The sequence below is a fragment of the Tsukamurella sputi genome, assembly GCF_007858445.1.
Classification (GTDB): domain Bacteria; phylum Actinomycetota; class Actinomycetes; order Mycobacteriales; family Mycobacteriaceae; genus Tsukamurella; species Tsukamurella sputi.
In genome coordinates, this window is the sequence record NZ_VIGV01000014.1 from 21372 (window position 1) to 35217 (window position 13846).

10 protein-coding genes are annotated in these 13846 nt (G+C 72.9%); 5 read left to right on the forward strand and 5 right to left on the reverse strand.

Annotated elements, in window-relative coordinates; translation table 11 throughout:
• Window positions 1–11 precede the first annotated feature (11 nt).
• Window positions 12–722, forward strand: coding sequence for a hypothetical protein (locus tag FK268_RS22140; RefSeq protein ID WP_146437620.1), 711 nt, complete (start codon window positions 12–14; stop codon window positions 720–722).
• Window positions 719–1399, forward strand: coding sequence for a hypothetical protein (locus tag FK268_RS22145; RefSeq protein ID WP_146437621.1), 681 nt, complete (start codon window positions 719–721; stop codon window positions 1397–1399). Before FK268_RS22140 ends, FK268_RS22145 begins: the two co-directional genes overlap by 4 nt.
• Here the strand turns inward: FK268_RS22145 and FK268_RS22150 are convergent.
• A complete protein-coding gene (locus FK268_RS22150; RefSeq protein ID WP_231707222.1) occupies window positions 1386–2717 on the reverse strand; it encodes a condensation domain-containing protein in 1332 nt (443 codons plus the stop codon). The two genes, FK268_RS22145 and FK268_RS22150, sit on opposite strands and share 14 nt — an antisense overlap.
• 258 nt (window positions 2718–2975) lie before the next feature.
• Window positions 2976–4652, reverse strand: coding sequence for an MmpA family trehalose lipid delivery protein (locus FK268_RS22155; RefSeq protein ID WP_146437623.1), 1677 nt, complete (start codon window positions 4650–4652; stop codon window positions 2976–2978).
• A gap of 29 nt (window positions 4653–4681) precedes the next feature.
• Here FK268_RS22155 and FK268_RS22160 point away from each other — a divergent pair, with 29 nt between their 5' ends.
• On the forward strand, window positions 4682–5881 hold the full coding sequence (locus FK268_RS22160; protein WP_146437624.1) for a lipopolysaccharide biosynthesis protein: 1200 nt from the start codon (window positions 4682–4684) through the stop codon (window positions 5879–5881).
• Here FK268_RS22160 and pgfA read toward each other — a convergent pair.
• Window positions 5811–7160, reverse strand: a complete 1350-nt coding sequence (gene pgfA / locus FK268_RS22165; RefSeq protein WP_146437625.1) for a cell envelope lipid trafficking protein PgfA — start codon at window positions 7158–7160, stop codon at window positions 5811–5813. The two genes, FK268_RS22160 and pgfA, sit on opposite strands and share 71 nt — an antisense overlap.
• A 167-nt stretch (window positions 7161–7327) precedes the next feature.
• Here pgfA and FK268_RS22170 point away from each other — a divergent pair, with 167 nt between their 5' ends.
• Window positions 7328–8557: an acyltransferase family protein gene (locus FK268_RS22170; RefSeq protein ID WP_146437626.1), complete on the forward strand. Its 1230-nt coding sequence runs from the start codon at window positions 7328–7330 to the stop codon at window positions 8555–8557.
• Between the two features lie 125 nt (window positions 8558–8682).
• Window positions 8683–9363 (forward strand): hypothetical protein, encoded by a 681-nt coding sequence (locus FK268_RS22175; protein WP_146437627.1) that lies wholly within the window; start codon window positions 8683–8685, stop codon window positions 9361–9363.
• Here the strand turns inward: FK268_RS22175 and FK268_RS22180 are convergent.
• Both FK268_RS22180 and FK268_RS22185 read right to left on the reverse strand, forming a co-directional pair.
• On the reverse strand, window positions 9346–13725 hold the full coding sequence (locus FK268_RS22180; RefSeq protein WP_146437628.1) for an alpha-(1->3)-arabinofuranosyltransferase: 4380 nt from the start codon (window positions 13723–13725) through the stop codon (window positions 9346–9348). The genes FK268_RS22175 and FK268_RS22180 overlap by 18 nt on opposite strands.
• Window positions 13640–13840 carry a DUF2613 family protein gene (locus FK268_RS22185; protein WP_068740648.1) on the reverse strand — a complete coding sequence of 67 codons (201 nt, stop codon included), beginning with the start codon at window positions 13838–13840 and terminating at the stop codon, window positions 13640–13642. The genes FK268_RS22180 and FK268_RS22185 overlap by 86 nt, the downstream gene beginning before the upstream one ends.
• Between the last annotated feature and the right edge of the window lie 6 nt (window positions 13841–13846).

Sequence of the window (13846 nt, forward strand, 5' to 3'; positions counted from 1 at the left end):
ATCTTCTTTGCATGACCAGAGTCCTGATGGGGCCGCCGGCGAGCAGATGGTGGATCGCCTACCTGCTCGTCTTCGGTGCCTGCCTCGTCGAGGCGCTGGTGACGCGCCGGTGGGGCATCGCGGCCCTCGTCGTAGCCGTCCTCGCCGTCGGCCTGGTGACGACGGCGGGTTCCCTCCGCCTCCAGGTCGCCGTGCACGTCCTGGCCTGCGGCCTCGCCGCCGTCTCCGTCGTGATCGCCCACCTGGAGGGTCGCACTTTCTGGGTGGTCTTCGGCGCGCTCGCGACGCTCATCCTGGGCGCGCTGGTCCCGCTGGCGCGCCGCGAGGGTTCCGGCGGCCGCATCCGCACCGAGGAACTCGTCGGCCGTACGGTGCCGCAGGCGGAACGGCTGCTCGGATACCCGCGCAACCTGCAGCCGGGCGGCCTCGGCGTGCCCGTCGTGGTCGCCGTGCCCTACGGTCCTTCGCCCGACGGTGCCGACCCGCGCCGTCGGGCCCGACTGGTGGTCACGGCCGTCTCCGTCGATCCCGCAGGCCGGTGGATCGCCTTCGGCGTCGCGCCGGTCGCCTTCGCGCCGCGGGTGGACCGTCGGATCAGGGCCGGGCTGCAGCAGGAACTCAACGCCCGCGTCGGCGGCTTCCCCGCCGACCTCCGCCTCGAGCGTCCCAGCACTCCGATGCGACGGGCGACGAAAGATTCGAGATGTAGCATTTCGGCGTGATCAGAGTGTCGATCGGACCGCGGGTGGGCGGCGCCCTGTACGTGCCACCCGTTCTCGTCGCTGCCAGTGCCGGAATGCTGGCGAGCTCGGCGGAGACGGGACTCGCCGCAGCGATGGCCGCTTCGGTTCTGCTGATGTGCCTGGAATCCACGTCATCGCTCCGCCAGCGGACGGGGTTCTGCGTCGTGTCTTTCGTGTTCATCGTGGTGGCGCTGCGCGCGGTGATCGCAAGCGGGGACCGGTTGCGCATGTCTGTGGTGGTGATGGTCGCGGTGGCCGGCGCGTTCACGATGTGGATTCAACGTCGCTCGGCCGGAGGGGCGGTCCGCTCGGAGGAGCTCGTGGGGTGGACCGTCGCCGATGCCGAGCGGGTTCTCGGCTACCCCAAGGGCCTCCAGCCGGCGGGGATGGCGACGCCGACTCTCGTCGCCGTTCCCGAGGGGGCGGCACCGTCGGACCTGGGCGACCCGGCTGTGCGTGCCGACCTCGTCGTGACGGCGGTGGCACTCGACCCGGCGATCCCCTCCATCACCTTCGGCGTCGCGCCGCCGCACACGGTGCGGCGGCGCGATGTCACCCGCGAGGAGATGCAGGCCGAACTCGTCGCCCGCGTGGGCGGCTACCCCGGGAGCCTGCGCCCCGAGCGGCGCGTCCTCGGAGCCCCTACGCCGGGATGAGAGCGGGGCTGCGGTCGGCGACCTCGATGATGCGGTCGCGCAGCAACCGGAAGACGGTGTCGACGGACCGGGTGGCCGCGGTGGTGTCCGGGTGCATGGCGTTGAAGTCGAGGCCGGCCTCGTCGCGGTTGATCCACATGAAGACCTCGCGCGACGGGGTGGCGTTCGCGAACACCGAGAAGTCGTGGTGCCGCGCCAGTTCCGCACCCGGTACGCGGGTCACGTCGATGTAGGAGAGCATCGGCGCCGTGAAACCGTGCTCGACCGGGAACTCCGGGTCGTCCGCGAGCAGGTCGATGACGGGGAAGACGGGGGTGCGATCGAGCTGCTTCGCGACCGAGACCGCCGCGTGCGCGTTGCGGGCCACCTCGTCGAAGGTGCCGGCGGCGGAGAACTGTACGGGGACCAGGGTCACGTACCAGCCGACGGCCATCGCGTCGCCGGTGGCGGAGCGGTCGGCGCGCGGGATGAGCATGGTGAACAGATCGTCGCCGGTGAGGGCCCGGTGCACCTGCCCCAGCACCGCGAGCAGCGCGCTGCTCATGTTCGCGCCGGCGCGCTTGGCGGCCGCGCTGAAGCGGGCCGTGCGATCGGCGTCGATGAAGGAGGCGTGCACCGCGATGCGGCCCGGCGCCGCCTCGCCGTCGGCGAGGCCCAGCGGTAGCGGGAAGCGGGGCATGCCGCCCGAGCGGCGGAGCGTCTCGCGCCACTGCACGACGTCGGGGTGGGTCGGCGTGAGGGTGGCCGCGAGGGTGCGCTGTTCGCGGGTGAACTCGCTGTGCGCGCGGACCGGTACCGGCGTGAACTCGGTGCCGCTGCGCGCCGCGGTGTACCGCGACAGGAGTTCGAAGAAGGACACCGCCTGCGAGACGCCGTCGGTGTAGAGGTGGTCAGAGCAGACCACCACCTGGAAGTGCGGGTCCGCGGCGCCGGGGCGTGCGTTCTCCACACCGGTCACGGCGAAGGCGAACGCCGCCCACTCGTGCAGCTCCGGCACGTTCTCCATGAGGTAGTCCTTCACGGTCACGCCGGGGTGCGATTCCGACGTGGCTTCCACGGCGATCTCGATGCGCTCCGGAGAAAGCGTGCGGCCGCGCGGATTGAGGTTCGTCGAAACGGGGAATGCGGTGTGGAAAACGCCGTGTGCGCGGACGAAATCGAGGAAGACGGATTCGGCTGTGGTCGCGTCGAATACATCGTGAATCGTGAATGTGGTGAACACGAGACGTCGGGTGCAGGCCTCACCGTCGATGCCGCTGCGCAGGTGGTCGGCCTGGACGAAGGAGGTGCACACGCCCAGGTCAGGTGCGGTGCGCATGGCCGCCTTGGTGTTCGCGTCCGGAGCCCAGACGGTCCACTCTCCCGCCGGGCACTGCCACTGTTCTGAGAAACCCGAAATCATGAAGAACATGATCCCGAACTCCATAGCGGAGCAAAAGACGGAAGCTCAGTGATAAACCCGACAATCGCCAGGGGTTCCCATCCGGCGCCCCATGCCGCATTATGTGCAGTGCTAATTACATAGCCGGGCAACAGAGGTTTTGTTGTTGTTCGAGATGCAAATGTTCAGCCTTTTTCACGGACGCCGTACGGAAACGGCCACTACTGCACCGCCCATCAGGAGCGCCGCCCACAGTGCGTGCGCCGCCCATGCCCCCGCCCGTTCGGTGCGCGGTACCGAGGCCGTCGCGACCGCGCCGGGCACACGGTAGAGCCGCAGCGCAGGTGTGTCGATCGTGAGGGTGAGGCCGGGGAGGGGCACCGTCGGGAAGACGGTCTCGCCGCGGTCGGCCACGGCCTCGACGAGGACCCAGCCGACACCGAGTTCCGCGAGCCGTCCCGCGAGTGCGTCGCCGCCGGCGGCCAGCGCATCCTCCGCATCGGACGCGACGCCCGGAACGCGATCGACGGTCTTCGCGCCGACGCGGAGTTCACCCGTCTGCAGGACGGGCGCCCGGAGCATCCGCGGCGCGGGGTCGAGCACGGGCGCGTCGGGCCCGTACGGGTACGTCCGGAACATCCCGGGCGGCAGTACGGCGACCGACCCGCGGTCCGCGGGCACGGCATCGGCGACGGTCCGCCACGCCGCCGGGTAGGTGACCGGTGCGAGCGCGCCGCCCACCCCCCAGGCGAGGCCCGGCAGCACCGCGATCGGCAGGACGACCGCCACCACGGCGCCCGCCGCCCGCGCGGCGGCGGGCAGAGCGGCCACCAGCGCCGCGGCGCACGTCGCGAAGAAGGGCACGGCGAGGGCGACCCACTTCTGCCCGTCGCGGAGCAGCCCGCTGCCCGGAATCGCCTGCACCACCGCCTCGAGCAGCGCCGTGCCCGGGCCGGTCGCCGCCAGCGCGGGCAGCACCACCGCGCACAGCGCGAGCAGCGCCAACCGTCCCAGGGGAGGGGAGAGCAGCTGCGCGCGCACCACGAGGAGCCCGCCCACCAGCAGTGCGAGGGCGAGGGCGGTCCAGAGCCAGGGCGCACCGTCGGGCACGGCCTGCCGGTTCCAGATGCCCCCGAGCCCCAGCAGTGAGCCGAGCGTGCCGAGACCCGGCTCGGCCCGGGCCGCGAAGACGGCGACGCTCGCCGGGTCGGCGCGCACGCCGCTGCCCGAGACCAGCGACGGGTACAGCCACGGCGCCGCCGCGCAGACGAACAGCCCCAGCTGCCAGGCCCACCGCCGGGGCGCCGCGACCAGGCCCGCGATCAGCGCGAAGACGGCGCCTGTCGGCGTCAGGCCGCCCGCGGCCAGGCACGCGGCGAAGCCCCCGAGCTGCGCCTGTCCCTGCATCCGCAGGCCGACGACCACCGCCCAGCCGATCGCCGCGTACCCCGCCAGCAGGCTCCAGTGCCCCTGCAGCAGCCGCTCCGCGACGAACGGGTTCCACAGCCCCACCGTCGCCGCGGCGAGACCGGCGCCCAGCCGCGCGGGCCGGCCGACGGCCTCGAGTACCGCGAGAGCGCAGCGCCCGAAGCCCCATCCCGCCGCCACCATCGCGACCAGAAGTAGAGCGGTGACCAGCGCGCCACCGTCGACCACCTGCGAGCCGAGCGCGATCACCCAGTCCTGCGGGGTGGCGCGGGCGGCGTTCTCGCCGAGGCCGAGCGCCGTGTCGGTGAGGTACGAGCGGGGCGTGGAGACGGCGTCGCGGAGCAGCAGGTACCGGCCCCCGCCGAGCGACGCCGTCAGCGGGCCGAGGACGACGACGGCGAGCACACCGGACCAGGCGGCGAGGGCCAGGTCGCGCGATCTCATCACCGTCACCCTACTGACACAATGGCCGGGTGAGTGGTCTGGCGTGGGTGACGATCGGCTCGCTTCTGGCGAACCTGTGCTCGTACCTCGTGCATCTGCCGGCGAGTCGCTGGCTGGGACCGTCGGGCTACGGCGAGTTCGCCTCGCTCCTGCAGCTCTCCCTCATCCTCGCGGTGCCCGCGCTCGCGCTGCAGACCGTCGTCGCGCGGCAGGTCGTCCGTGGGGCCGGTGCCGCGCAGATGCGGGCACTCGGCCGGCGGATCGCGGTGGGCTCGGGCCTGCTCGCCCTGGTCGCGGTGCCGCTGGCGGCCGTCGGGCTGCACACCCGTCCGATCACGGCCGCCGCGGCGCTCGCCGCGGCGCCCGCGCTGGTGCTGCTCGCCGTCGAGCAGGGGCTCCTGCAGGGGGAGCGGCGCTTCGGCAGGCTCGCGGCCCTGCTCGCTGTCGCAGGGGTCGGCAAGCTCGCCTTCACCGTTCCCGGGCTGTTGCTGGGCCCGGGGCCGGCGCTCCTCGGTACGACGGTGGGCGCCCTCGTCGCGGCCGCGGTCGGGCGGGCGCTCGCCGGAGACCCGTCGGGGCACGCGGCGGGCCCCGACGCGGGCGTGCGCGCCGTGCTCGGCGCCAGCTCCGTGCAACTGGTGCTGGTGGTCTTCGCCTCGCTCGACCTGCTGCTCTCTCGCCCCGTGCTCGGCGCCGCCGCCGCCGGGACCTACGCGCTCGGGGCGGTCGCGGCGAAGGTCGCCTTCTGGCTGCCGCAGGCCGTGGGCGTCGTCTTCTACCCGCAGCTGGCCACGCCGGACCGCGCCCGCGGGGCCCTGCGCACCGTCGTGACCCTCCTGACGGGCCTGGGGCTCGCCTGCGTGGCCGGGGCGGCGGTCTGTGCCCCCCTGGCGACGGTGCTCGCCGGCGAGGACTACCGGCCGGTGCAGGGGCTGCTGTGGTTGTTCGCGGCCCAGGGCGCGCTGCTGGCGCTGCTCCAGGGCCTACTGCTGTACGCCATCGCCGTCGAACGCACGGGGATGGCGCTGTTCGCCTGGGCCGTGGTCGCCGTCGAGGCGGCGATCCTGCTCGTCGTGCCGCGCACCCCCACCGAAATGATCACCGCCGCGGCGCTGTGTGCGCTCGCGGCGGTGATGGTGGTCGGTGCGGTCGTGACCGTCAGCGCTCGTCGCGCTTGCGGAAGTCGATCGCCTCGGTCCGGGCCTCGTCGGGCTGCGGCTGAGCGCTGAACGCCTCGGTCGCGGGCTCCTCGTCGAGGTTCGGGGCCGTGACCGGATCTTCGTCGAGCGGGGCCGTGGGCGCCGCATCGTCGCGGCCGCCCGTGGCGACCGCACGGCCACCGGTGCCGGGACCGCCTGCCGGAGCCGCCTTCCGGCCCAGGAGCAGGGCGAAGACGCCCAGGCCCAGGGCGATGACGCCGAGCACGCCGCCCGCGACGGGGACCACGTACTTCGCGACCGCGATCTTGTTCTGCGCCGACTTCGCGGCCTCCGCCTGCGAGCGGACCGTCGCGTCGACCCAGCGCTGCTTGGCGTCGAAGACGTCGAGCTTGAAGTCGCGGACCGGCTTCGGGGTGTTCGGGGCCACCTGGCCCGGCAGGCGGAACTGCTGCGTGTAGTGCAGCGACTGGTCGACGATGATGCCCGAGGTCGGGTCGACCCACAGGTCCACGTCCGTCTTCGCCCAGCGGTTCAGCGTGATGTCGTCCTTGGGATCGACGCCGCCGATGCCCCACCAGCTCGCGGGCATCGTGAGCACGGTGCCGAGCGTCGGGTCGTTGCCCTCACGGATGGTCGACAGATCGACCCAGCTCTGCTGGCCCTGGAAGTGCAGCGTCTTGGTGCCGCTGACCTCCTTCTCCTCGACGAACTTCAGGCCCACGTTGCTGCGGGTGATCAGGTCGAAGAACTCGTACTTGCCGTCCTGCGTGGTACCCGCCGGGAAGCGGTACTGCAGGCCCTTGCGGTCGGCGATCTTCACGGCCGGGGTGCTCTCACCGGGCGAGTAGGTGGCCTCGGAGGTCTTGCCGGTGGGCTTGCCCGTCTCGCGGTCCAGGGAGACGCGGTCCAGCCAGGCCTGCACCAGGCCGTCGTCGCACGGGCGCTCGTTCTTCACCGCGCCGGTGAGCTCGGGGTGCCGCGGCTCGCCCTTCGTCTTGATCGACGGCACGACCATCGACATGCCGGACTGCACCGTCATCGTCGACTTGTCCGACGGGGTGGTCACCAGCGTCCGGGTCTGCGTCTGCACGGAGACGTCGTTGACCACGGCCTTGCCCTTACCGATCGAGCACAGGTCGAGCGACTTCGCGGGGAAGTCGGCGTCCGCCTGGGAGTCCGCGGCCTTCTCGGACTTCGCCACCGTCGTGGTGTCGATGTCCAGCGGAATCGTCGTCAGCTTGCCCGCGACGTACGCCGGTCCGGCGATCGCGGCCGTGATCAGCAGCGCGCCCAAAAAGATCAGGATCGGACCGATAACGCGTGCCAGCCGGCTACGGCCTACCGCCATCGAAGTGTCTCCTCACATCTCTTGTGGAGCGCGTGCGTCGTTCGCACACGCCGCAGGGGCACGCGGTCGCGCGCTCCCTTCCAAGTACCCGAGCCTACAGGTGGTACCGGGGTGGCACGGCCCTCGCGCGCGGGGCAAGCCGGATTCCCGGGTAGATTCGGTGGGCGATGAACACCGTCGGGACCAGCGAATTCGCATCTGCAAAGCCTGCGGGTGCGACCGGATTCGTGCCCGCACTCGAGGGCATGCGCGCGTGCGCGGCCGTCGCCGTGATGCTCACCCACACCGCCTTCCAAACAGGTCAGGTGGGTGATTCGGTGATGGGACGGGTGTGGGGCCGGTTCGACATGGCCGTTGCCCTCTTCTTCGGGCTCTCCGGATTCCTGCTGTGGCGCGCGCACGCCCGGTCCGCATGGTCGTCGACCTCCGGTCCGTCGACGGGGCGGTACTACCGATCCCGTTTCGTGCGCATCATGCCCGCGTACCTCGTGGTCGCGGTCGTCGCGCTGGCGCTGCTGCCCCGGCCGACGGCCCCGTCGGGCTCGACGTGGCTCGCCAACCTCACGCTGACGCAGGTCTTCGTGCCCTATTCGCTCACCGACGGCCTCACGCAGATGTGGTCGTTGTCAGTGGAGATGCTCTTCTACCTGCTGCTCCCGCTCGCCGCGCTGGCCCTGGTGCGGTTGCGCGGGCCGTCGGCGCGGTGGCGGGTGCCGCTGGTGCTCGCCGTCGCGGCGGTATCTCTGAGCTGGGTGTGGGTGGGCGCCGCCCTGCCGTTGCCCGCGGGGGTGAACCACCACAACTGGCTGCCCTCGTACGTGCCGTGGTTCGTGGCGGGCATCATCCTCGCCGAGATCGTGAGCGCGCCCGCCTCCCGGTTCGGGATCGTCCGCCGGTGGGCGCGACGGCGGGTCTGCTGGCCCGCGGCGCTCGTGGTCTTCGCGGTGGTCTGCACACCGCTCGGCGGCCCGGTGACCCTCGACACCCCCGCCGCGTGGCAGTTCGCCGTACGGATGGGGCTGGGCGGGGTGCTCGGCTTCCTGCTGCTGGCGCCCCTGGTGCTCGCGCCCGCGGGCGCACCGTCGGGCCGGCTCGGCTCGGGGCCGATGCTGGCGCTGGGCCGCTGGTCGTACGGCATCTTCATCTGGCACCTCGTGGTGCTCAAAGCGGTCTTCCCGCTGTTCGCCATCGTTCCCTTCCACGGGAACATGGTGAAGGTGACGCTCCTGACGTTCGTCTTCTCCGTCGCGGTCGCAGCACTGAGCTACGCCTGGATCGAGGAGCCCGCCCGCCGCTGGCTGGCCCGTCGCGAGGCCCGACGGTCCGCGGTGGCTCAGCCCGCCGAGGCTGCGCCGGCCCGGATCGAGCCGCCGGAGCCCGTCGCGCCGGTGGGGTAGTTCGCTGCGCCCCTGCGCGACGAGGAACACCCAACCTGGGTGGGTGTTTTCCATCACAAACCATAGTTTCAACGCCTCTCGGGTCACTACGTTCTGTGAACGTCGAACGAGGAGAGGGGGATCCGGTGGTGCAGATGGTGGGGGCCGTGGAGCAGCAGATCGCGGATGTGCTGTTCGGTCGGGTCGAGTCGAGCCGCCGCGGCTGGTCGGATGTCGAGGTCGTGTACACGGCATCCGTCACGGGCGGAGTCGGCTCGCTCTTCCTGCGGGTGGACGGTCGACCGGATGTCGGTGGTGCCGCGGCCGCGGAACTCGCGCCGTTGTTCGAGCAGCTCAGGGGTGTCATGGCGGTTCACGGCCACCCCGTGTGGTTCTCGGCACGGATGTTCATGGACGAGGACGGTGTGTACGAGTTCGGCTTCGCCGCGCCGCCGGTCCGCTCGACGCCGTCGTCCGTCGTCGCCGCGGCGGTCATCCTCCTCGTCCTGAGCGCCCTGACCCTGCTCGGCTTCCTCGGATCGAACTCGAACCCGAACCGACCCCCGGCGGTCTCGTCGGCACAAGTGGCGGCGGACCTCACGGTGGCGGCGATCGTGTGGACCGCGGTGATCCTCGGCGTGGTCGCGGGAATCCGGCTGCTGCGCGGCCGCGGCGGTCGGACGCTGGCGACCGTCTCGGCGTGTGTCTTCGCCCTCACGTGCATCGGGCTCGTTGCAACGATCGCGGTGCCGATCCTGTTGTGGCGGAACGACGAAGCCCGTCGCTGGTTCGACGAGTCCCCGATCTACCTACCGGCACCCCGGTAGCCGCAGCACCTCAGTCGCGGCCTCGCCGGCCCCCGGCCCGCCACTGCCGCGGCGACGCGGGAACCGGGCGGGCGGCACCGTCGACCACGCCATCAGGAGCACGCCCGTCAGAGCGAGGCCCTGCGGCCAGGGGCCGTGGCCCACATAGCCGGCCTCGGCGTGCCACGGGCCCGTCGCGAGTAGAAGCATCCCCGCCAGCACGAAACCGGAGGCGCCGAACACCCGCAACGCCGCCCGACGGTCCGCGGAGACGTGCAGCCCGGAGACGATCCAGGTCGCGAGGCCCGTCGCCGCCCACAGGGCGAGGCCCGGCCAGCCGCTCAGCACGAAGGCCACCGCGCCCACGCCCAGCCCGGCGAGGACGCCCGGCTGCCATGCACGCACCGGCTCACCCGGCGTTCGCGGCCGGGAACCGGAGACGAGCGCGAGAGCGGCGAGGATCACGAGCAGGGAAAGGCCGCCGAACAGGCCGATCCGATACGGGGCGTTGAGTCCGAAACGGAGGGTGACGGCACCCTCGGTGCCCTTCGGCACCACCCAGCCCTGCTGCCAGCCGTTGACGGTGACGGCGCGCAGGGGCGCACCGTCGGGCCCGGTGGCGGACCACCCGGAGTTGCGGCTCTCGGGAACGACCAGCACCTGGTCGGCACCCGCGTCACTGACTGTCACGACCCGGCGGTCCGGGGTCCAGCTCTGGATCTTCACGCCCTCGTCGCGCGGGCCGGCGCCGTCGGAACCGGGGGCGTCCAGGGTCACCGTGTCGACGCTGAAGGCCGCCCCCGGCGACGCCACGACCTGCTGCCGCCCGGCGGGAAGGGCCACCGGCGCGGGATCGCAGGCGATCGCGCGGACGGGCGCGCCGTCGCGCAGTTCCCGTGCCCCCGCCTCGATGCGGAACCGCAGCACCCGGTCGCCGACGCGCACCGTCGGGCCGGCCTCGCACGGCACCACGACCGGACGGTCCGCGGGGGCGGGTTCCGAGCCGGGGACGGGCGTCCCGTCGGGGCCGACGGCTCGCACCTCGGCCAGGCCGGGCGCCATCTTCTCCGGGAAGCCGAAGTCGTTGATGTTGATCCGCTCGTCCCAGTCGAGCAGGGAGATCGAGATCGAGTCCGTCACCGCCGGGTCGACCTTGACGGTCACCTCACCGGAACCGGAGCCTTCGGGGACCTCGCGCACCTGCCGTCCCGTGCCCAGGTCGACGCCGATCCGCGTGGGGTGCGCGGGCGCCTCGCCGCGCGGTAGGCGCAGCGTCAGACCGCTCACGACCTGCGGCGACGGCAGACGCAGCCGCAGTACCGGCTTCGGCGACGTGGGCTCGGTGACCGACTGGGGCGCCGACCACACGGTGTTCGGGTCGCCGTCGACGGCCGCGGCGGAGCTGGCCCGCCCGTCGCCGACCGCGGACTCCGCGAACGCCGACGGCGCCGCCGGATCGGCGAGGAGCGCGGAGAGGGCCTGTCCGGGCCGCGACCGGACCGTCAACGCGGCGGTCACCGCCGGGGAACCGGGGCCGTCGACGGTGCGCCGCAGCTGCCCCGGCTCCTCCGGGCCGATGGCGATGTCGGCGCACTGCACCGGTCCGGGGCCGCCGTGCTCGTCGGGCGTGACGACGCAGCCGGAGCGGCCCATGGTGTCCTGGCCGAAGACCCAGCGCTGCGCGGGCCCGGACGCCGGGAGTGCGACGTCGTGCCGGGCCGGGATCGCCTGCCCGCTGCGCGCGTCGGTGAGTTGCGCCTCGGTGATCGCGAACTGGTTGCCCCAGGTGCGGTCCGCGGTCTCCGCGGCGGTGATCCGCACCCAGCGCGTGGGCTCCGACGGCGCGACCAGCGTGATCGGCGTGCCCGCCGTGACGGGGTCGGAGTAGACGGTGCCGGCCTCGGTGGTGATCAGCAGGCGCGTGACCGCCGGCCCCAGCGCCCGCCCGACGGTCACCGTCATCGCGAGGTCCGCACGGGGCTCGGGCAGCGTGAACTGCAGCCACTGGTTGATCGCGTGGTCGAGGCCGGAGGAGACCCACGCGGTGTTCTTGTCGCCGTCCACCGCGGCGGCCGGGCCCGCGCCGGGGAGGACGGTGCCCAACTGCGTCGCGTCGGCCGCGGAGCTGGATGCGGAGACCGTCGCGCCCTCCCACGTCCCGTCGACGAGGCCCGCCGCGGGGTAGTCGGGCAGCCGGTTGAGCGTGCGGCGCGGTTCGCTCGCGGTGCGGATCGCGGAGCTGTGATCGTCGACCCGCCCGTAGTCGGTCTCGCGCCGTTTGGGCGTGTCGGTGACGGTGAGCGGACCGTCGGGCAGGCCCGCGGCAGCGGCGTCCGAGGCGAGCAGAGCCGCCCCGAGCTCGCGGCGCCCCGACGTCGCGGCGTCGGCCTGCAGCCCGAGCAGCGACTCCGGGCCGCCCGCGATACGTGGCATCGACGCCAGGTCGGCGACGTACGGGCCGGTGGGGACGGCACCGTCGACCCGGTAGATGGTGATGGCGGGCAGCGGCGGCCGCAGCCCCGAGTCGACGACCACCTTCTCGACCGTCGGCGGCGCGACGTCGGGGCCGAAGCGCGCGACCTCGCTGATCCCGGGCGAGCCCTCGATCGCGGACCGCGCCAGCGCGGGCCGGGCGGAGCGCGACGTGCCGGGGTCCAGATCGGCACGCAGCACGAGGTAGGAGATGCCCTGGCGGCGCAGCGTCGCGGCCAGGCCCGCCGACGGCGTGCCGGCGCTGAAGAGCCGCTGCACCGAATCGAGCGCGCGGATGGCGCCGGGCGGGTTCAGCGGGATGGCGTCGCGCACGGCCCACGGCGTCTCGGCGAGGGGCTGCAGCGGCTCGTCGCGGGTGAGGCCCCACAGCTGCGCTCCGAACGGGGCGCCCGGCACCACCAGGGCGCGCTCGGCGCGGGCCTGGCCGGGGGCCGTTCCCGCCGCGTGGGCGGACAGCCAGCCCGCCGCCTCCGACCAGTAGTCGGGGATCCTGTCGTAGGGCCCGCGGGGCGCGAGCTTGCCCGTCCACGCCATGCCGCCCGCGAGCGCCAGCACCACGACGACGGCGAGCGCCCCGGCGGCCAACCGGTCGTTCTCGGGGTGCGCCAGCGCCCGCCGCACGCGCCGCAGGTCGACGGTGCCGGGCAGTGGCGCCCGGGCCAGCAGGTGCGCTAGGCCCAGGACCAGCGGCAACCGGAGGAAGGGCTCGATCTTGTAGACGTTGCGCAGGGGCGTGCCGACGCTGTCCAAGAAGACCCGGACGGGCTCGGCGAACGGGGAGCCGAGGCCGCTCGCGTACCCCGCGCCGATCCCCGCCAGCCCGACGAGCAGCACCGTCGCCCAGACTCCGCGCTTGGGCATGCGCCGCATGGTGAGCCCCGCGATCCCGGCGCACGCGACGAGGCCCGTGACGACCACGGCCGCGGGGGAGGTGGTGAGCATGGCGCCCGCGGCGCGCTCGTCGGAGATGAACGGGCTCCACGACGTGGTGCCGCGCAGTACCTCCGGCAGCGAGGCCCACTGCGTGGTGGCGCGGGAGGACTCGATGAACTCGAGGAAGGGCGGGCTGACGCGGCCCATGATGAGCAGCGGCACGATCCACCAGGTGGTGGCCAGCGCGACGCACACCGCCCACCAGGCGCTGAACGTCCAGAACCGTCGGGTACCCCGGCCGACGCGCGCGTGCAGCAGCCACCACAGCGCGGCGACCGCGCACGCGATGCCCGTGGCCACGGCGTTCACCGCGCCCATCAGCGCGACGGCGACCGCTGACCGGGCCGCGAGATTGCGCAGCGGGGCGTCGTGCCCCTGCAGCATCTGCACCAGCGGCAGCAGCACCCACGGCGCCAGCATCACGGGTGCGGTCTCGGAGCTGATCGCGCCCAGTGTCGTGAGCACCTGCGGGGCCAGCACGAACGCGGCGGCCGCCACGATGCGGCTGCCGCGCGAGCCGGTGCGCAGCGCCTCGGTGAGGCGGATGATCCCCCAGAAGCCGGCGAACAGCAGCAGCGCCCACCACAGGCGCTGCGTGATCCACGGCGGGACGTGCAGGAACTGTCCGAGCGCGAAGAAGGCGCCGTGCGGGAAGAAGTAGCCGTAGGCCTGGTTCTGCACCTGGCCGAGCGGGGACTGGCTGGACCAGACGTTCGCCGCGCGGGAGAGGAAGCCGATCGGATTCGCCGTGAGATCGAGCTTGGTATCGGCGACGATCTTGCCGGGGGCGCTGAGGAAACTCAGTGCGAGCAGGGCGACGAACGCCCACGCGCCTGCGCGGCGGGTCAGGGGTTCGTCAGGGAGCTGCGGGTTACTTGTTGGCACCCGAGTCGTCGCGCTCGCCGTAGTTCGACGAGCCCTGCAGGAAGCCCTTGTCCTTCGACACGGTGTTGACATCGGTGGTCGGCGACGTCTGCGCGACGGCCGCGCCGCTCACCAGTGCGAGGGCCACGGCGACGACGATGCCGGCGAGCGCGGCGGTGGCGCTGGCGATGATCGAGGTGCGGTCCATGCCGGA